14 protein-coding genes are annotated in these 18418 nt (G+C 70.4%); 5 read left to right on the plus strand and 9 right to left on the minus strand.

Annotated features, from left to right (window positions below; genetic code table 11):
• Positions 1-112 precede the first annotated feature (112 nt).
• Together OG858_RS32390 and OG858_RS32395 are read left to right on the plus strand one after the other, a co-directional pair.
• Positions 113-988 (plus strand): aminoglycoside phosphotransferase family protein, encoded by an 876-nt coding sequence (locus tag OG858_RS32390; RefSeq protein ID WP_327724954.1) that lies wholly within the window; start codon positions 113-115, stop codon positions 986-988.
• A 38-nt stretch (positions 989-1026) separates the two neighbouring features.
• Positions 1027-1683 carry a YdeI/OmpD-associated family protein gene (locus OG858_RS32395; protein ID WP_319321187.1) on the plus strand — a complete coding sequence of 219 codons (657 nt, stop codon included), beginning with the start codon at positions 1027-1029 and terminating at the stop codon, positions 1681-1683.
• Positions 1684-1951: 268 nt separating this feature from the next.
• Here OG858_RS32395 and OG858_RS32400 read toward each other — a convergent pair whose 3' ends face one another.
• Entirely contained in the window at positions 1952-2563 is a 612-nt protein-coding gene (locus OG858_RS32400; protein ID WP_319066650.1) for a YceI family protein, read from the minus strand.
• 147 nt (positions 2564-2710) lie between these two features.
• Between OG858_RS32400 and OG858_RS32405 the strand changes: the two genes are divergently transcribed.
• The 3 genes from OG858_RS32405 (at position 2711) to OG858_RS32415 (ending at position 7077) form a co-directional block, all read left to right on the plus strand.
• Positions 2711-5080: a polysaccharide lyase 8 family protein gene (locus tag OG858_RS32405; protein ID WP_328544195.1), complete on the plus strand. Its 2370-nt coding sequence runs from the start codon at positions 2711-2713 to the stop codon at positions 5078-5080.
• Positions 5081-5244: 164 nt separating this feature from the next.
• Positions 5245-6828, plus strand: a complete 1584-nt coding sequence (locus OG858_RS32410; protein WP_086751973.1) for an acyl-CoA carboxylase subunit beta — start codon at positions 5245-5247, stop codon at positions 6826-6828.
• 57 nt (positions 6829-6885) lie between these two features.
• The gene (locus tag OG858_RS32415) at positions 6886-7077 is read left to right on the plus strand and encodes an acyl-CoA carboxylase epsilon subunit (RefSeq protein ID WP_319066654.1); all 192 of its coding nucleotides are present in this window, start codon (positions 6886-6888) and stop codon (positions 7075-7077) included.
• Between the two features lie 323 nt (positions 7078-7400).
• Here OG858_RS32415 and OG858_RS32420 read toward each other — a convergent pair whose 3' ends face one another.
• From OG858_RS32420 to OG858_RS32455, 8 genes are all read right to left on the minus strand, one after another.
• Positions 7401-7982 (minus strand): GTP-binding protein, encoded by a 582-nt coding sequence (locus tag OG858_RS32420; protein WP_013000463.1) that lies wholly within the window; start codon positions 7980-7982, stop codon positions 7401-7403.
• Complete coding sequence (locus tag OG858_RS32425; RefSeq protein WP_086751022.1) at positions 7963-8532, minus strand: DUF742 domain-containing protein; 570 nt, start codon at positions 8530-8532, stop codon at positions 7963-7965. The genes OG858_RS32420 and OG858_RS32425 overlap by 20 nt, the downstream gene beginning before the upstream one ends.
• Positions 8533-8630: 98 nt before the next feature.
• Entirely contained in the window at positions 8631-9044 is a 414-nt protein-coding gene (locus OG858_RS32430; RefSeq protein WP_005479603.1) for a roadblock/LC7 domain-containing protein, read from the minus strand.
• A gap of 10 nt (positions 9045-9054) precedes the next feature.
• Positions 9055-12285, minus strand: a complete 3231-nt coding sequence (locus OG858_RS32435) for a sensor histidine kinase (protein ID WP_179201283.1) — start codon at positions 12283-12285, stop codon at positions 9055-9057.
• Positions 12286-12683: 398 nt separating this feature from the next.
• The gene (locus OG858_RS32440; protein WP_020114072.1) at positions 12684-13259 is read right to left on the minus strand and encodes a GTP-binding protein; all 576 of its coding nucleotides are present in this window, start codon (positions 13257-13259) and stop codon (positions 12684-12686) included.
• Complete coding sequence (locus tag OG858_RS32445) at positions 13240-13638, minus strand: DUF742 domain-containing protein (protein WP_013000459.1); 399 nt, start codon at positions 13636-13638, stop codon at positions 13240-13242. The genes OG858_RS32440 and OG858_RS32445 overlap by 20 nt, the downstream gene beginning before the upstream one ends.
• A gap of 109 nt (positions 13639-13747) precedes the next feature.
• A complete protein-coding gene (locus OG858_RS32450; protein WP_005479910.1) occupies positions 13748-14161 on the minus strand; it encodes a roadblock/LC7 domain-containing protein in 414 nt (137 codons plus the stop codon).
• Positions 14162-14170: 9 nt separating this feature from the next.
• Positions 14171-18085 carry a sensor histidine kinase gene (locus OG858_RS32455; protein WP_319066661.1) on the minus strand — a complete coding sequence of 1305 codons (3915 nt, stop codon included), beginning with the start codon at positions 18083-18085 and terminating at the stop codon, positions 14171-14173.
• Positions 18086-18418: the final 333 nt, after the last annotated feature.

Below are 18418 nucleotides of genomic sequence, written 5' to 3' on the forward strand. Positions count from 1 at the left end.
GCCGAAAGCCCTCACACAAGAGGCATGAACCAGCCAGCTTCACTTCCGGCCCACGCACCGCTCCCGTGAAAAGGACGTGCGGCGGCGTCGGGGGAGCGCCCACACTGACCCGGTGATCGACATCACCCCGGACCTCGTACGCGCCCTGATCTCAGCCCAGTTCCCCGACTGGAGCGAGCTGCCCGTCCGGCCCGTCGACCGGCAGGGCTGGGACAACCGCACTTTCAGACTCGGCGACGAGCTGACGGTCCGGCTGCCGAGCGCGGAGGGCTATGCGGCCGCCGTGGCGAAGGAGGACCGCTGTCTGCCCGCGCTGGCCCGGCACCTGTCGCTGCCCGTGCCGGAGCCGGTCGCCGCCGGGAGGCCGGGGGAGGGCTACCCGTTCCCGTGGTCGGTACGGCGGTGGCTCCCCGGGGACACGGTCGAGGTCGCCGTGGGCGTCGACCGCACGCGACTGGCCCGCGATCTCGGCGACTTCCTGAGCGAACTGCGTAAGGCCCCGCCCGGCCGGGGTCCGGCGGCCGGGCGGCACTCGTACTTCCGCGGCTGCCATCCCAGCGTGTACGGCGACGAGGTCGAAGCGGCCCTGGAGAGGTTGGCGGACCTCGTCGACGTCACCGCCTGCCGTGCCGTCTGGGCGGACGCCCTGACGTCGGCCTGGCCGTCGCCGCCGACGTGGTTCCACGGTGATGTCGCCGCCGGGAACCTCCTCGTCACGGACGGCACCCTCCGCGCCGTCATCGACTTCGGCTCCTCCGGCGTCGGCGACCCCGCCTGTGACCTCGTCATCGCCTGGAACCACTTCACCGGCGAGGAACGGAAGGTCTTCCGCGAGGCCGTCGGCCTGCCCGACGACGCATGGCGCCGGGCACGCGGCTGGGCGCTGTGGAAGGCGCTGGTGAGCACGGCGGGGCTGTCCAGCCCCGACCCTGAGGGACGACAGCGCCGGGTGCTCGACCAGGTGCTGAACGACGCGATCGTCGTATAGGACGAGAACCGACCTATATCCGGTCTACCGTGCGGAGCATGACCACTCCCGAGGGCATCACTCCCGACGGCACGGCTCCCGAGGGCACCACTCCCGACGGCACGGCTCCCGAAGGCACCACTCCGGACGGAACGGAAGCCCACGCGTTTCCCGACGCCGGCCACCTCGACGCCTGGCTGACCGCCCACCCCGCCCCGTGCGGCGGCGGCCTCTGGGTCAAGGTCGCCAAGAAGGGGTCGGGGATTCGTTCGGTCAGCGCCGGTGACGTCAATGACGTGGCCCTCTGCCACGGCTGGATCACGGGCCACCGGCGGCGCCTCGACGAGGCGTACTTCCTGCAGCGGATCACCCCGCGGAGGCCGGGCGGCGACTGGTCGATGGTGAACGTGCGGCGGGTGGGGGAGCTGACCGCCGCCGGGCGGATGCGGGCCGGTGGCCTCGCGGAGGTTGCCGCGGCGCGGGCGGACGGCCGATGGGAGGCGGCGTACGAGTCGCAGAAGAACGCCGTGGTCCCCGAGGACCTCGCGGCCGCACTGGAGCGCAACCCCCGTGCGAAGGCCGCCTTCGACGGGCTCGGCAGGACGGACCGGTACCTCGCCATGCTCGGGGTGCTGCGGGCGCGTACTCCACAGAGCCTGGCGGCTCAGGTGGCGGCGGCGGTCGCGAGACTGGAGGAGGGACGGGTGGCCCGGTGAGGGAGGCGGACACTCGATGCGCGTGCTCGGTCCCGCGCACGCCGGACGGACCTCACGGGGTGCCGACGCCTCCGGGCCGAAGCCGAGCAGCCTGCCGGCTCCCACAGGTGCCCGGGTCCGTGACGACGGCCGATGGCCGGGGGCCGGGGGCCGCCATGAGGTGCCCGATGTGTCCGGACATGCCGAGCACCCGCCCTCCTGATACGGGGAGTCGGAGGGCGGGTGTGCTCAACGGGTGTCGGAACGGCTCGGCGTCGCCGCCGAGGGCTCACGCGTTGCGGATCGCCGAGATGTCGAAGGTCAGCTTGATCTTGTCGGACACCAGGACGCCGCCCGTCTCCAGCGCCGCGTTCCACGTGAGGCCCCACTCGGAGCGCAGGATCTCCGCCTTGCCCTCGAAGCCGACGCGCTCGTTGCCGAAGGGGTCCTTGGCCGCGCCGTTGAACTCCAGGTCGATGCTGAGCGGCCTGGTCGTGCCGAGGATGGAGAGGTCACCGGTGATGCGGTAGTCGTCGCCGCCGAGGGCCACCGCCTCGGTGGAGCGGAAGGTCATCGTGGGGAACTCCTCCGTCTTGAAGAAGTCCGCGCTCTTCAGATGACCGTCACGGTCGGCGTTGCCGGTGTCGATGCTCTCCATCTTGACGTCGATGGAGGCGGTGGACCGGGACGGGTCCGAGCCGTCCAGGTGCAGGCTGCCGGAGAAGTCGAGGAAGCCGCCCTTGACGTTGGTGACCATGGCGTGGCGGGCCGTGAAGCCGATCGTGGTGTGGGACGCGTCGATCGTGTAGTCGCCGGTCAGCGCCGCCAGCTCGGGGTTCACCGCGGAGACGGTGGCGGTGGCGGTCTCGGTGGTCGTGCTGCTGCGGCCGAAGATGCCCATGACGTACTCCTTGAGTGATGTCGTTCAATGTTCAACGAACCGAACACGGCCTACCGTAGACCTATTCCGTTCAAGTTTCAACCTTATCGATTCGGTGACCGATCCGTCACGCACTGTTGATCCCGTCGCGGCGGGGTGATAGACGGCATGGGCATGGCCCCCACCCGCCGTACCGTCCTGCTCCTCGCCGCGACCCTGGCGGCGACGACCCTCACGCCCACCCCCACCGCGTACGCCACCGACGCGTACGACACCCTCCGCCGCCGCTGGCTGACCATCGCGCTCGGCGCCGGATACGACCCCACCGTCGAGCCCTACGCCACCCGCCTGCGCGAGACCGGAGACCTCGCCCACGCCTTCCGCGCGGCCATGGCACCCACCGCCGGCTCCCTCTGGCCGGGCCACCCCTTCGACCCGCCCGCCGGGATCACCCAGAGCTACGGCCGCCTCTGGACGATGGCCCAGGCGTACGCGCAGCCCGGCACCGGCTCGACCGGCGACGCCGCCCTCCTCGCGGACGTCCTGCGCGGCCTCGACCACCTCACCGCGACGGTCTACAACCCCTCCACCACCCGCTACGGCAACTGGTGGGAGTGGCAGATCGGCAGCCCCCGCCTCCTGCTGGACATCGTCGCCGCCCTGTACGACGAGCTGACGCCCACCAGCAGGGCCGACGCCTGTGCGGCGATCGACCACTTCGTCCCCGACTCGATGCTCCACGAGTACACCGGCACCTCCACGGGCGCCAACCGCGTCGACCTCTGCCGCTCCGTGGCCCTGCGCGGCATCCTCGGCCGCGCCCCCGAGAAGATCGCCCTGGCCCGGGACGCCCTCTCGCCCGTCTTCCCGTACGTCACCCGGGGGGACGGGCCGTACGCCGACGGCTCGTTCGTACAGCACACCTGGGTGGCCTACTCGGGGACGTACGGGCAGGTCCTGCTCGACGGCCTGGGCCGGCTCTTCGCGCTGCTGGCCGGATCCTCCTGGGAGGTGACCGACCCGAACCGGCAGATCGTCCTCGACAGCGTGGAACGGGCGTACGCGCCCCTCATCCATGACGGACTGGTGATGGACAGCGTCAACGGCCGTGCCATCAGCCGGGGTTACCTGAAGGGCGACGACCGGCACATCCTGCGGAGCGACCACTTCCACGGTCAGGGGCTCATCGCCGCGATCGCGCTGCTCGCGCTCGGCGCCACCGCCGGCGAGCGCGAGCGCTGGCACGGGCGGATCAAGGGGTGGATCGAACGCGACACGGTCACGCCGATCCTCACGGCGAGGCAGTTCGGCGTCGCGGACCTGGCCCGGCTGCACGCCGTCGCCGCCTCCCCGATCGCCGCCGCGCCCGAACCCGTCGGTCACCGTCTCTTCGCCGCCATGGACAGAGCCGTCCACCGCCGCCCCGGTTTCACGGTGAACATCGCCATGGCCTCCGACCGCATTGCCCACTACGAGTGCGGCAACGGCGAGAACCCGCGCGGCTGGCACACCGGCGCGGGGCTGACCCTCTGGTGGGCCGCGGACCACGGCGACCAGTACACGGACTGGTTCTGGCCCACCGTCGACTGGTACCGCCTCCCCGGCACGACCGTCTCCACCAAGCGGCTCGCCGACAAGGAGGGCGGCGAATGGGGCGCGCCGAAGCCCGCCGCACGATGGGTCGGCGGAACCACGGACGGCGAGTACGCGGCGATCGGCCAGCACCTCGAAGGGCTCGGCTCCACCCTCCGGGCCCGCAAGTCCTGGTTCTGCGTCGCCGACGCCGTCATCTGTCTGGGGTCGGGGATCAGCTGCACCGACGGGGTGCCGGTGGAGACGGTGGTCGACAACCGGAACCTCGGGGAGGCCGACAGCGGCGACCCCGGGCAGGGCGGAGGCGGAGCATCCCAGGCCCTCGTACGAGGCCGACGCTGGGCACACCTGGAAGGCCACGGGGGCTGGGTCTTCCCGGTCCTCCCGGGCCCCGTGGGCGGCGCCCTGCGCACCCTGCGCGAGGACCGCGCCGGTGCCTGGTCCGACATCAACCTCACCAGCACGGCCGAACGCCGCACCCGGCGCTGGCAGACCGTCTGGCTGGACCACGGCACCGATCCGGTGGACGCCGCCTACGTCTACCTCCTGATGCCCGGTGCGTCACGCCACGCCGTGGCGGCTCGTGCCGCCGACCGGCACTGGTTGTCGATCCTCGCCAACGACACCACGTGCCAGGCCGTCCGCGTCCCCTCGCTCGGTCTGACGGCCGCCAATTTCTGGCAGTCGGGCACGGCGGGCCCGCTGACGGCCTCCGCCGCGGCGAGTGTGCTGCTACGCCGCCGGGGGAGGACCGCTACCCTCTGCGTGAGCGAACCGCCGCGCTCGGGCGAGCCGGTGGAGATCACTTGGCGCGGACCGGTCCGCGAGGTCGTCCGGGCGGACGAACCGGTCGAGGTGCTGGAGGCGACACGCGGCCGGCTACGGCTCCGCGTCACCCCCGGAACGGCCTGCGCCACGCACACCTGTGACCTGACTCTCGTCTGAGCGGCCCGACCGCCTTTGTGCGACTCCTACAACCTCCACACCCTCTGAGCAGTCGGTTCGCCTGCATCCCGACGAGGTTCTGTTCAGGGGTACCAGGAAAACACGCCGGAGACTGTACGGAGTCGACGGACCGGTTTCCTCGCTCGGCTTCGTAAGGTCACTACATGACCGTTTTGGATGAGGCACCGGGTGAGCCGACGGACGCGCGAGGGCGAGTGGCCGAGCTGCACGAGATCCGTGCCCAGGCGTTGGCCGGCCCCAGCGAGAAGGCGACCGAGGCGCAGCATGCCAAGGGCAAGCTGACCTCCCGGGAGCGCATCGAGCTGCTGCTGGACCCGGGCTCCTTCAACGAGGTCGAGCAGCTGCGGCGGCACCGGGCCACCGGATTCGGTCTGGAGTCCAAGAAGCCGTACACCGACGGGGTCGTCACCGGCTGGGGCACGGTGGAGGGCCGTACGGTCTTCGTCTACGCCCATGACTTCCGTATCTTCGGCGGCGCGCTGGGCGAGGCCCACGCCACGAAGATCCACAAGATCATGGACATGGCCATCGCGGCCGGGGCCCCGCTGGTCTCGCTCAACGACGGCGCGGGCGCCCGTATCCAGGAGGGCGTCTCCGCCCTCGCCGGGTACGGCGGCATCTTCCAGCGCAACACCAGGGCGTCCGGTGTCATCCCGCAGATCAGCGTGATGCTCGGCCCCTGCGCGGGCGGCGCGGCGTACAGCCCCGCCCTCACCGACTTCGTGTTCATGGTCCGCGAGACGTCCCAGATGTTCATCACGGGCCCGGACGTCGTCAAGGCGGTCACCGGCGAGGAGATCACGCAGAACGGCCTCGGCGGCGCGGACGTGCACGCCGAGACCAGCGGCGTGGCCCACTTCGCGTACGACGACGAGGAGACCTGCATCGCCGAGGTGCGCTACCTCCTGTCGATGCTCCCGCAGAACAACCGCGAGAACCCGCCGCGCGTGGAGGCCTCCGACGCGGCGGACCGCCGCGGTGACGTCCTCCTCGACCTGGTCCCGGCCGACGGCAACCGGCCGTACGACATGACCAAGGTCATCGAGGAGATCGTCGACGACGGCGACTACCTGGAGGTCCACGAGCGCTGGGCCCGCAACATCATCTGCGCGCTGGGCCGTCTCGACGGTCAGGTGGTCGGCATCGTGGCCAACCAGCCGCAGAGCCTCGCGGGCGTCCTGGACATCGAGGCCTCGGAAAAAGCTGCACGTTTTGTCCAGATGTGCGACGCTTTTAACATCCCGATCATCACGCTGCTGGATGTCCCCGGGTTCCTTCCGGGTGTCGACCAGGAGCACGGCGGAATCATCCGCCACGGCGCGAAGCTGTTGTACGCGTACTGCAACGCGACCGTGCCCCGGATCTCCCTCATCCTGCGCAAGGCGTACGGAGGGGCCTACATCGTCATGGACAGCCAGTCCATCGGTGCCGACCTCACGTACGCGTGGCCGACCAACGAGATCGCCGTCATGGGCGCCGAAGGTGCCGCCAACGTCATCTTCCGGCGGCAGATCGCCGAGGCCGAGGACCCCGAGGCGATGCGGGTCCGGATGGTCAAGGAGTACAAGGCCGAACTGATGCACCCGTACTACGCGGCCGAGCGCGGCCTCGTGGACGACGTGATCGACCCCGCGGACACCCGCGCGGTCCTCATCCGCTCCCTCGCGATGCTCCACACCAAGCACGCGGACCTGCCGTCCCGCAAGCACGGCAACCCGCCGCAGTAACCCGCCGGTTCCCTCGCGGCACCCCTGCGGAAACCTCTTCCACGGAGACTGACACCCATGAAGCTGCCTGATATTCGCGTCGAGAAGGGCCACGCCGAGCCCGAGGAAGTGGCCGCGATCACCGCGCTGCTCCTGGCCCGCGCCGCCGCCCAGCCCGTCGAGGCCCCGGCCCACCGCACCCGCCCCCGCGCCGGCTGGCGACGGCTGGAGCGCGAGCCGGGTTTCCGGGCACCGCACAGCTGGCGGTAAGCCTGCGGCGCTGAACCGCACCAAGGGGTCCCTCTGTGACAGAGGGACCCCTTGGCCGTGCCCGGCTCCCGCTCAGCGTCGTCGGGGTGAGCGTGTGGGTACGGCTGACGGTCGGTCGTGGCCGGTCGCGCAGTTCCCCGCGCCTCTGAAGACTCCGGGCGCGCCCCATGCCCTCAAGGGGCGCGGGGAACTGCGCGAGCAACCACACACGACCCGCAGCCGAACCCCAATCCGCAGGACAACGGCGCTGAACGGGGGCCGGGCACGACGAAGGGGTCCCTCTGTCGCAGAGGGACCCCTTCGTACGGCTGAGCGCCGCAGGCTTACCGCAGGCGGGCCATGAGCGCGTGCTCGACGAGGGTGATCAGCGCCGACTTCGCGTCCGACCGATGCCGTGCGTCCGTCGTGATGATCGGCGTGTCGGGTCCGATCTGCAGCGCCTCGCGCACCTCGTCCGGGTTGTACGGCTGCTGGCCGTCGAAGCCGTTGAGGGCGATGACGAAGGGGAGGCCGCTGTTCTCGAAGTAGTCGACGGCGGGGAAGCAGTCGGCGAGGCGGCGGGTGTCGACGAGGACGATGGCGCCGATGGCGCCGCGGACCAGGTCGTCCCACATGAACCAGAAGCGGTCCTGGCCGGGGGTGCCGAAGAGGTACAGGATCAGGTCCTGGTCCAGGGTGATGCGGCCGAAGTCCATGGCGACGGTCGTCGTCGTCTTGTCTCCGGTGTGGGTGAGGTCGTCGATGCCCGCTGACGCGGACGTCATCACGGCCTCGGTACGCAGCGGGTTGATCTCCGAGACGGCCCCGACGAACGTGGTCTTGCCCACGCCGAAGCCGCCCGCCACCACGATCTTCGCGGACGTGGTGGAGCGGGAAGGCCCTCCGCTAGAGCTTGCGAAGTCCACTGAGCACCCTTTCGAGCAATGTCACGGCTGGCTGGCCGCCGGCGCTCTCGTCGCCGCCGGGCTGATGAATGGCGACCAGGCCCGCCTCCGCCAAGTCGGCGACGAGGATCCTGGCCACGCCGAGAGGGATCGTCAGGAGGGCCGAGATCTCGGCCACCGACTTGATCTCCCGGCAGAGGTTGCAGATCCGCTGATGCTCGGGCAACTGGCCCTGCATCTGGTGCGGCTGCGCGGTGGTGTGCACCAGCGCCTCGATGGCGAGCTGGTAGCGAGGCCTGGTGCGGCCGCCCGTCATGGCGTACGGGCGCACCAGGGGGTTGTGCGCCGCCCCTGCGGGCGACGGCTCAGGGCTGCGGCGTTGCGGCTGCACGGGCTGGATGCGCGGCGCCGGCGGCTGGTCGTACGGCGAAGGACCGGGGCCCTGCGGTACGTACGGCTGCTGGCGGCTCGGTGCGGAGGGGAAGTTGTACCGATTCTGGTCACCCTGGCCCGGCCCCTGGCCAGGGTAGGACCAGTTGCCCGACGACGAACCGCCTGGGGGTGTTGCCACGTTCTCTCCTCCTCCGACTGTGCTGGCATCCATGGCTCATTGGAGGCCGCGTCCCGAAACCTTACGGCCCCGGGACGCCAAAACGCACCGTCTGACTGTTAGTTGAGCAGGCTGCCCTGGAGCTCCGCACGAAGATCGGGCGTCAGGACCGTACCGGCACGGTCCACCAGAAGTGCCATCTCGTACCCGATGAGACCGATGTCGGCCTCGGGATGTGCGAGAACGGCGAGCGAGGAACCATCGGAAACGGACATGATGAAGAGGAATCCCCGCTCCATCTCCACAACCGTCTGATTGACGCTGCCACCTTCGAAAATGCGGGAGGCGCCCGCGGTCAGAGAGGTCAGACCCGACGCGACGGCCGCCAGCTGGTCGGCACGGTCACGGGGAAACCCTTCGGACATCGCCAGAAGGAGTCCGTCGGCGGAGACCACCACCGTGTGCGACACCCCGGGGGTGTTGTCCACGAAATTGGTGATCAACCAGTTCAGGTTCTGCGCCGCCTGGCTCATCGGGCTCACACTAACGCTCCTGGTTGTAGGTGCTGTCAGGACCACTGTGGTGATTCCTTGTGGCCTGGCCGTTCGTTTCACTGCTTGCGTTGCGCCCCCGTTGGACCCCGCGGCGCAGGTTGCTCAGCCTGCCCCGGACGTCCTCGGGAGCGCGGGAGATCTGTGGACCTCCCTGCGGGGTCGTCTGGGCGGCGCCCTCGACCAGGTTGGCCTTGGGCACCCGCCGCGGCAGGCCGGAGGAGGTGACCCCGCCCGCCTTGGGCTTCTTCAGCTGGGAGGCCTGCTGCCAGCGCGCGTCGTTGTCCGAGCGCCAGTCGCCGTTCGGTCCCCCGGCCGTCGGCTGGTCCTGGGCCACTTCCTGCCGTCCGTTCACGGCGCCCGCGCTCGTGCCGCCCGCGCTCGCGGTGGATCCGCGGCGGGGCAGGCCGGCGTCGGTCAGCGCGTGGCCGGCGGAGGGGGTGGGTCCCGGACGGTCGAAGCCTACGCGGTCCGGCTCCTTCACGTCAGCGGCCTGCGCAGATTCCGGTTCCGGAGCGTACTCGGAGCGGTACGAGTTCTGGTAGTCCTGCTGCTGCGGCCAGTCGTCCTGATAGGACGGCTCTTCGAAGCCCGAGTACGTCTCCGGGGCGCTCGTGGCGGCCGCCGCGTGCTCGTCCTGGACGGACTCCGTATAGGCGGGCTCAGGGTAACCGCCGGTAGCGGTGAACGTGTCGTTCCCGCCCGGCAGGTGCCCGTTGCCGTTCGCCACACCGTTGCCGTTCGGACCGAAGTACGCCTCGTCGTACGACGGCTGCTGCGGCTCCTCGTACGCCGTCTGCTGGTCGTACGACCGCTGCGGGTCCACGTACGCCGTCGCGCCGTTGTCGTAGGACGGCTCGGGCGACTGGAAGTCGTCGCCGTAGCGCGGCGTCTGGCCCGCGGGCAGCTGCGGGTGCGCCTGGGCCTCCAGTGCCGCGCGACGCTCGTCGCGCATCAGCGAACGGCCCACGGGGTCCAGGTCGCGGATGTCGTCCGGCACCTCGTAGCGGCTGTCGTCGAAGCCCAGCTCGGCGGCGGTCCGCATCGGGGCCATGGCCGGCTGCTGGAACGCGTGCTGCTGTTCCGGGATGATCTGCGAGACCGTGAACTGGTCGGCCGCCGGCTGCTGCTCGCCACCGCCACCGTGGGTGATGACGTCGGGGAGCATGACCAGCGAGGTCGTACCGGCCTGTTCGCCCGAGGGGCGCAGCTGGACGCGGATGCCGTGCCGGTCGGACAGTCGGCCGACCACGAAGAGACCCATGCGCTGCGAGATCGCGGCGTCCACGGTCGGCGGGTTGGCCAGCTTGTGGTTGATGTCCGCGAAGTCCTCGGCGGTGAGGCCGATGCCCTTGTCGTGGATCTCGATCATCACACGGCCGTCGGGGAGACGGGTCGCGGTGACACGGACCTTGGTCTGCGGGGAGGAGAACGTGGTGGCGTTCTCCAGGAGCTCGGCGAGCAGGTGCACGAGGTCGGTCACGGCGCGGCCGTGGATCTCGGCCTCCGGGACGCCGGAGAGCTCGATGCGCTCGTACTGCTCCACCTCGGAGGAGGCGGCGCGCAACACGTCGACCAGCGGGACCGGCTGGTCCCAGCGGCGGCCGGGCTCCTCGCCGGCGAGGACCAGGAGGTTCTCGCCGTTGCGGCGCATACGGGTCGCCAGGTGGTCCAGCTTGAAGAGGTTCTCCAGCTGGTCCGGGTCGGCCTCGTTGTTCTCCAGGTCGGTGATCAGGGTCAGCTGGCCCTCGATCAGCGACTGGTTGCGGCGCGAGAGGTTGGTGAAGATCGCGTTGATGTTGCCCCGCAGGAGGGCCTGCTCGGCGGCGAGCCGGACGGCCTCGCGGTGGACCTGATCGAAGGCGCGGGCGACTTCGCCGATCTCGTCCGTGGTGTTGATGGGGATCGGCGCGACCCGGGTGTCGACCCGGCCGGGGTCGGTGCGCGAGAGCTGGTCGACCAGCATCGGCAGACGCTGCTCGGCGATGCCGAAGGCGGCGTTGCGCAGCTGGCGCATCGCGCGGCTCATCTGGCGGGCCATGATCCCGGCGATGATGAACGCCGCGAGCAGGGCGACGATGACGATGGCGCCGTTGATGTAGGCGTCACGCTGGGCGTCGGAGGCGATCTGGCCGGCCTCGGACACGGCGCGGTTGATCAGTTCGGTCTCGACCTCGCTGTAGCCCTCGAACTTCAGCGTGGAGGCCGCCATCCAGTTCTGGTAGGTGACGCCCTGCTTCGCCAGGTCCTCGGCGTTGGCGCCGCTGCCGATCGCCTGGATCATCTTCAGCATGGTGTCCGGCGGCGGAACGTAGTTCGCGTCCTTGGCCGCGGCCTCGGCGGCCTGCTTCTTGCCCTCTTCGGTCTTCTGCGCCATGACCGACTGCAGACGCGCGGCGTCGGCCTCGGTACCACCGGAGACGTACTCCTGTACGGCGATGTTCTCCAGGTACGCGTACGAGGTGAACGCGGTGACCTGCTGACGGAACACCCTCTCGTCCTCGCTGGGCCGGACCAGCAGGTGGGTGCCGATCGAGCGCTGCAGAGAGGCGGCGCCCTTGGCGAGCGTGACCGCGTAGACCGTACGGCCGTACGCGGTGATGTTGCCGGTACCGAGTCCGAGCTCGTTGGAGAACTCCGCCAGGAGGTGCTCGACGGTGACGTAGCCCTCTTCGGTCTGTACCGGGTCGGCGGCCCGGGTGAAGGCGGTCTGCCGGAGTTTCTCCAGCGCCGGCTCGGCCTCCTCCACCAGACGCAGACGGCGCTCCAGGCCCTGCCCGGCCGGCATCCCGACGACCTCCGCGTGGAAGGCGTCCGCCTTCTCGTCGGTGAAGGCGCGGGCGTCCTTGACGACATCGCTGTCCCGGTCGCCGTCCAGCAGCGGCTGGGCGGAGATGTCACGCTCGTTGAGCAGCGCTTCGGCGTAGACACCGGCGGCGGCCACGATCTTGGCCACCTTCTCGGCGTCCTTCGCCTCCTGCCAGGTGTCGATCGAGTTCTTCACCTGGAAGCCGCCCATGATCAGGCCGACCAGCACGGGTATGAGGAGGATCGCGTTCAGACGCGTCGGGACCCGCCAGTTGCGCGGGGAGAGACGACTGCCGCTGGGCGCGGGAGCTGCCGTCGGCTCCGGTCGGGTCACTTGTGCGGGTGCCGCTCCGCGCGACGGCGGGGTGAAATTGCCCCGCGCCGACGGCTCGGGACCTTTCTTGCTTCGCCTCACTCGACCAACAACCTCTCGGCGCCGGCACCTACGTCGTGCCGCGGGTGACTCCACGCCCTAGTACGTCTTTGACTAATGGGCAGTTCAGGCATTCCAGCACGTCACGCTGAGGACTTCCAAACACTGGGAGGCAACGATTCCGCGTGATGTAAGTCCCAGATAAATCGGTCATAAAGAGCGAGCCCCGGCAAAAAGCGGGGGCATTGTGAGCGCAGCGGTACCGATCGACCGCGACGCGTGGTCGTACCACCCTATTTCTCTGTCGAAACGTTATGAACACCGAGGCCGACCGTGTCAAAGGACACAGCCGGCTTCGGTGTAACTACGACAAGCGCCGTAGGGCGTTGTGGACTTGGGTCCTGTTTTGGGCCCAGCCGTGGTACTTCGGCCGCTCTGCCCTACCGGAGGCGGGCCATGAGCGCGTGCTCGACGAGGGTGATCAGCGCCGACTTCGCGTCCGACCGATGCCGTGCGTCCGTCGTGATGATCGGCGTGTCGGGTCCGATCTGCAGCGCCTCGCGCACCTCGTCGGGCGTGTACGGCTGGTGCCCCTCGAAGCCGTTGAGGGCGATGACGAAGGGGAGGCCGCTGTTCTCGAAGTAGTCGACGGCGGGGAAGCAGTCGGCGAGGCGGCGGGTGTCGACGAGGACGATGGCGCCGATGGCGCCGCGGACCAGGTCGTCCCACATGAACCAGAAGCGGTCCTGGCCGGGGGTGCCGAAGAGGTACAGGATCAGGTCCTGGTCCAGGGTGATGCGGCCGAAGTCCATGGCGACGGTCGTCGTCGTCTTGTCTCCGGTGTGGGTGAGGTCGTCGATGCCCGCTGACGCGGACGTCATCACGGCCTCGGTACGCAGCGGGTTGATCTCCGAGACGGCCCCGACGAACGTGGTCTTGCCCACGCCGAAGCCGCCCGCCACCACGATCTTCGCCGAGGTGGTGGCCCGCCCCGATTCAGAGCTTCCGAAGTCCACTGAGCACCCTTTCCAGCAGAGTCACGTCCGGGGCACCACCGGCGTTCTCGTCGCCACCGGGCTGGTGGATCGCGACGAGTCCGGCCTCGGCGAGGTCCGCGACAAGGATCCGTGCCACACCGAGCGGCATGGACAGCAGGGCCGACACCTCGGCCACCGACTTCACCTCGCGGCACAGGTGGCAGATCCGCTGGTGCTCGGGGAGCAGTCCCGACAGATGCGCGGGGTCTGCCGTCGTGCTGATCAGCGCCTCGAGGGCGAGCTGGTAACGCGGCCGCGTCCGACCACCGGTCATGGCGTACGGCCGAACCAGAGGCTGGTCGCCCTCGTCTCCGTACGGCTCTGCGTACGGATCGTGAGGAGCGGTGGGCGGGGTCATTGATCCTCCGAGCGGGACAGCAAGTCGGTCAGTCGTGCCGTCTGACGGGGGCCGGTGGGGGCTTTGGCGGCCGGACGGTGATTTGGTGAGTTGTGTGGATCCGCAGGCGTCAGTGGAGCAGACTGCCTTGGAGTTCGGCGCGCAGGTCGGGCGTGAGCACGGCGCCCGCGCGGTCGACGAGCAACGCCATCTCGTAACCGACCAGGCCGATGTCGCACTCGGGGTGGGCGAGGACGGCCAGGGACGATCCGTCGGAGACGGACATCAGGAAGAGGAAGCCGCGCTCCATCTCGACCACCGTCTGGGCCACGTCCCCGCCCTCGAAGATCCGGGAGGCCCCGGCCGTGAGCGAGGTGAGCCCGGAGGCGACGGCCGCGAGCTGATCGGCACGGTCGCGCGGAAAGCCTTCCGACATCGCCAGAAGAAGGCCGTCGGCGGATACGACGACGGTGTGGGACACCCCGGGGGTGTTGTCCACAAAGTTGGTGATCAACCAGTTGAGGTTCTGTGCCGCCTGGCTCATCTGGCTCAACTAACGCTCCTGCTGGTGAGTGGGGCTCGGGAAGCTGCCGGTCTGGCCGTTGCCGGCCTGTCGACCCTGCGCGATGCCCCGACGGAGATTGGTCAGCCGGCCGCGTACGTCATCAGGCGAACGCGAGACCTGCGGACCGGTTTGGTGCTGTTGCTGCTGAGCCGTGCCCGGCACGAGGTTCGCGCGCGGGACCCGGCGCGGCAGGCCGGAGGTGGTGACCCCGCCCGCCGAAGGCTGTCGGGCACGTTCGGCCTGGCGGACCAGGTCGTCGTTGGGTGTGCTGCGCCAGTTGGGGGAAGCAGGCGCAGCGGGGGTCGCCGGACGCTGAGGAGCGACCGGAGTCTGAGGAGCGACCGGAGCCTGGGGAGCGGGGGCGGCCTGCTGCTGCGGCGCCGAACCGTTGCCCGGCTGGTTGCCCTGCTGCTGACCGTTCTGCCCGCCCTGACCGTGGAACCAGTTGGTCTCCAGCGTGTCGTACAGCGGAGTACGGCCGTCCATCGGACCCGTCGCCGGGGGCAGTGCCTCCGGCTCCTGCGGACGCGCGGGGCGCTGCGGGGGCATCGGGGGACGCTGCGGCGGAACCGGCGGGCGGGGCGCGCCGAAGCTCTCCCCGTTGACCTGCGGCCGCTCGAACTGGCCGGTGTCCTGGGAGTTCTGCCGACCCGGAGCGTTGTACTGCCCGGAGCCCTGGCCGTTCTGCCGGCCGGGCGCACCGTACTGTCCCGGGTCCTGCGGGTTCGGCCGGCCCGGAGCCGGGAACTGGCCCGTGCCGGCGGCGTCGTAGCCCGGCATGGCGAACTGGCCGGTGGACGACGGGTCCTGCGAGGCGCCCCGGGACGGACCGGTGGGCGCCGGCGGAGCACCGGCCCCGCCGAACACGTCGGAGCGGACGTAGGACCCGGTGCCGTCCTGCGGCGCGCCCGCGCCGGGGCGCTGGCTGTCGAAGTCGGCCCGCGGGGAACGCGGGAAGTCCGTGGGCGAGCCCGGAGCCTGGCCGGGGTCGACGCGCGGCATCGGCGCGGTGACGTCCGGCTGCTCCTCGTGGCCGCGCGGGGCGTCCAGCGAGGCGCGCGGCACCGACGGCTGGGCGTTGTCGTCGCTCCAGCTCGGCGTCCGCGACGGGGAGTTGCCGCCGGGCAGCTCGGCGCGCGGGCCACCGCGGCCGGGCAGCTGCGGACGGCGCCTGCCGGAACGTTCCTTGCCCTGCTTGGGCGGCACGGCACCCGGACCGCCGTCGGTCCCGCCCTGCCGGGCCGCACCGGCGTCACCGGGGCCGCCGGCCGGGCGCAGGCCCGAACCGCCGCTCGGGAAGCCGCCCTGGCGTCCGGAGTCGTCGAAGCTCTCGAAGTTGCCGGGGCCACCGGTCCCGGCGGCCTGCAGGCCCTGTGGGGCACCGGGCGCCTGACCGCCGCCGAACGCACCGCCGTTGCCGAACCCTCCGGCACCGGCACCGGCGCCCGCCGGAGGCCGGTTGCCCTGCGGAGGCACCGGCGGACCACCCTGCGGCCCACGCGGACCCCCGGGGTTGCCGAGACCGCCCGGACCACTGGGGTTGCCGGGGAGCGCGGCCCGCGGACCCTGGCCCGCGCCGACCTGCCCACGCTGCGGAGGGGCGCCGAGGAGGCCGCCACCGGCGGAGGGGCCGCCGAGCGGCGGACCCGACTGGTTGCCGGCCTGGCGACGCGCGGCGGCGGCACCGGCCGCGGCCTGCGCGGCGGCCGGACCACCGGAGGAAGGCGCGCCCTGGCCGGGCTTGCCCGGGGTGGGCTTCTTGTTGCCCTGTGCCACGTCGACGGGAAGCATGACGAGGGCGGTCGTACCGCCCGAGTCGGACGGGCGCAGCTGGATACGGATGCCGTGGCGCTGCGACAGCCGGCCGACCACGAACAGACCCATGCGGCGGGAGACCGACACGTCCACGGTGGGCGGCGAGGCGAGCCGCTCGTTGATCGCCGCGAGGTCCTCGGGGGAGAGGCCGATACCCGTGTCGTGGATCTCGATCAGCACCCGGCCGTCGGGCAGCGCGTGACCGGTGACCTTGACCTTGGTCTGCGGCGAGGAGAAGGAGGTGGCGTTCTCCAGCAGCTCGGCGAGGAGGTGCACGAGGTCGTTGACCACGCGGCCGGCGACCTCGGTCGTCGGCACGGAGGACAGTTCGATGCGCTCGTACTGCTCCACCTCGGAGGCTGCGGCGCGGAGCACGTCGACCAGCGGGACCGGGCGGGTCCAGCGGCGGCCGGGTTCTTCACCGGCGAGAACGAGGAGGTTCTCACCGTTACGGCGCATGCGGGTCGCGAGGTGGTCGAGCTTGAAGAGGGAGGACAGCTGGTCCGGGTCGGCCTCGCGGGACTCCAGTTCGGAGATGAGCGACAGCTGACGCTGGATGAGGCCCTGGGAGCGGCGCGAGAGGTTGGTGAACATCGCGTTGACGTTGCCCCGCAGGAGGGCCTGCTCGGCGGCGAGGCGGACGGCCTCGCGGTGCACGTCGTCGAAGGCCGCGGCCACCTGGCCGATCTCGTCCCGGGAGTGCACACCGACCGACTCGACGGAGGTGTCGACGTCCTGCGGGTCCGACTCCGACAGCTGCTTGACCAGCTCGGGCAGCCGGTCCTGGGCGACCTTGGTCGCGGTGTCCTGCAGCCGGCGCAGCGAGCGGATCATGGACCGGGCCACGACGAACGCGCCGACCAGGGAGACACCGAGGACGAGCAGGATCAGCGCACCGGAGATGATCGCCTCTTGCTCCGCGTCGGCGCGGAGGTTTCGGGCGGTCTGTTCCATCTCCTCGAGGAGCGAGCCCTCGATCTTCTTCATCTGCTCGATCTTGGCCGCGGAGTCGTCGGTCCAGTCCTTGTACGAGCGCTTGTCCTGCCCGCCCAGACCACCCGCGCTGGCGAGGACCCGGTCCGCGTAGACGTCGGAGGCCTCGATGGTGGGGCTCGCGTCGTCGATCGGCCTGGTCTTGACCTCGGCACCGGAACCGTAGATGTCGCGGAAGGTGCTGCGGTCGGACTCCTCGTTGCCCAGCGCCGCGAACGCGTACAGCCGGTCGTTCTCGGAGAGCTGGCCGCTCTTGTTGTCGGTCTCGGGCAGGGCCGCCGCGATGACCGCGCGCTGCACGGAGGCGTACTCCTTGGCGGAGGAGAACGCCGCCAGGGCACGGGTCCGCTTGATCATGTCCGGGTTGCTGGTCGCCTCGGCCATGTCCGTGGACAGTTCCAGCAACTGATCGACCAGGCGGTGGTAGGCCTCGACCGTCTGCGTGGAGTTCTTGGGGTCCACGTAGGCGTTCTTGCGGATGGCGCTGAGGTTGTAGAGCTCGCGCACGACCCGGACGAGGCTGTCGCGGACACCGGGCAGCTTCGTGGTGGTGTTCGCGGTCTCGGCGGCCTGGGTCGCGTCCGTGAACTGGATGCGGGCCTGGTCGGTCTTCTCGCGGGCGCCCTTGACCGTGTAGTCGTTGGCGTTCAGACCGTGTGCCAGGGGACCGGCCGACACGTCACGTTCCTGCTGGAGCGCGGTGGCGAGCTCGGTCGCCTGCTTGGTCATGTCGGTGAGCAGCCGCATGTTGTCGAGCTGCTGGATGTCGTCCACGTTGTCGCCGATGCGCAGCGCACCGAGCGAGGTCGCCGCCACCACGGGGAGCGCGAGCAGCGAGACGAGACGGGTCGAGATGCGCCAGTTGCGCAGGGCTATTCGGGAGCCGTTGCCGACTCCGCCGTTGGTACCGCCCTTGGGTTTCCCGGACGGCATGGGAGCAACTGACGCGCCGGGGCGCCCGGAGCGCTCCCCGCCGTCGCCGATCTCCGCCGGACCCGGGTTCTGGGCGTGCTGGGGGGAGGAACCGTTGCCGGCTCCGTTGTGTGGCTCCGGCTCCGCCGAAGCGCTGCCATCCCTCTTGAAACGTCCCTGCACTAGCGTCGCAACCTCTGGACCAGGCGCCCCACCGCGTGAACGGCGGGACGGTGTCGGCGTCTTCGGGGGCGCCCTGAATACGTCCCCAATTGGGTGGTCGTGAGTGACCGGCGCTGGCTCCCCCTCCCACCGCCGCCAGGCGCTGTTGATCTGCGCCTCTGCGCGCCGGCACGATCCTGCGGCGGTCCGTGGAATTCCAGCACAGTGCCGGATCTGCAACAAGGCCAATGGGTAACGGTCTGTTCACTGTGACAGCATGTGATGACCGTGTCACCGGGCGTGGAAGGTGTTTCCGCTTATTACGGACATAACCGTACGGCCCCATGGCGCGAG

The sequence above is a fragment of the Streptomyces europaeiscabiei genome, from assembly GCF_036346855.1.
In the GTDB taxonomy this organism is placed as follows: Bacteria; Actinomycetota; Actinomycetes; order Streptomycetales; family Streptomycetaceae; genus Streptomyces; species Streptomyces europaeiscabiei.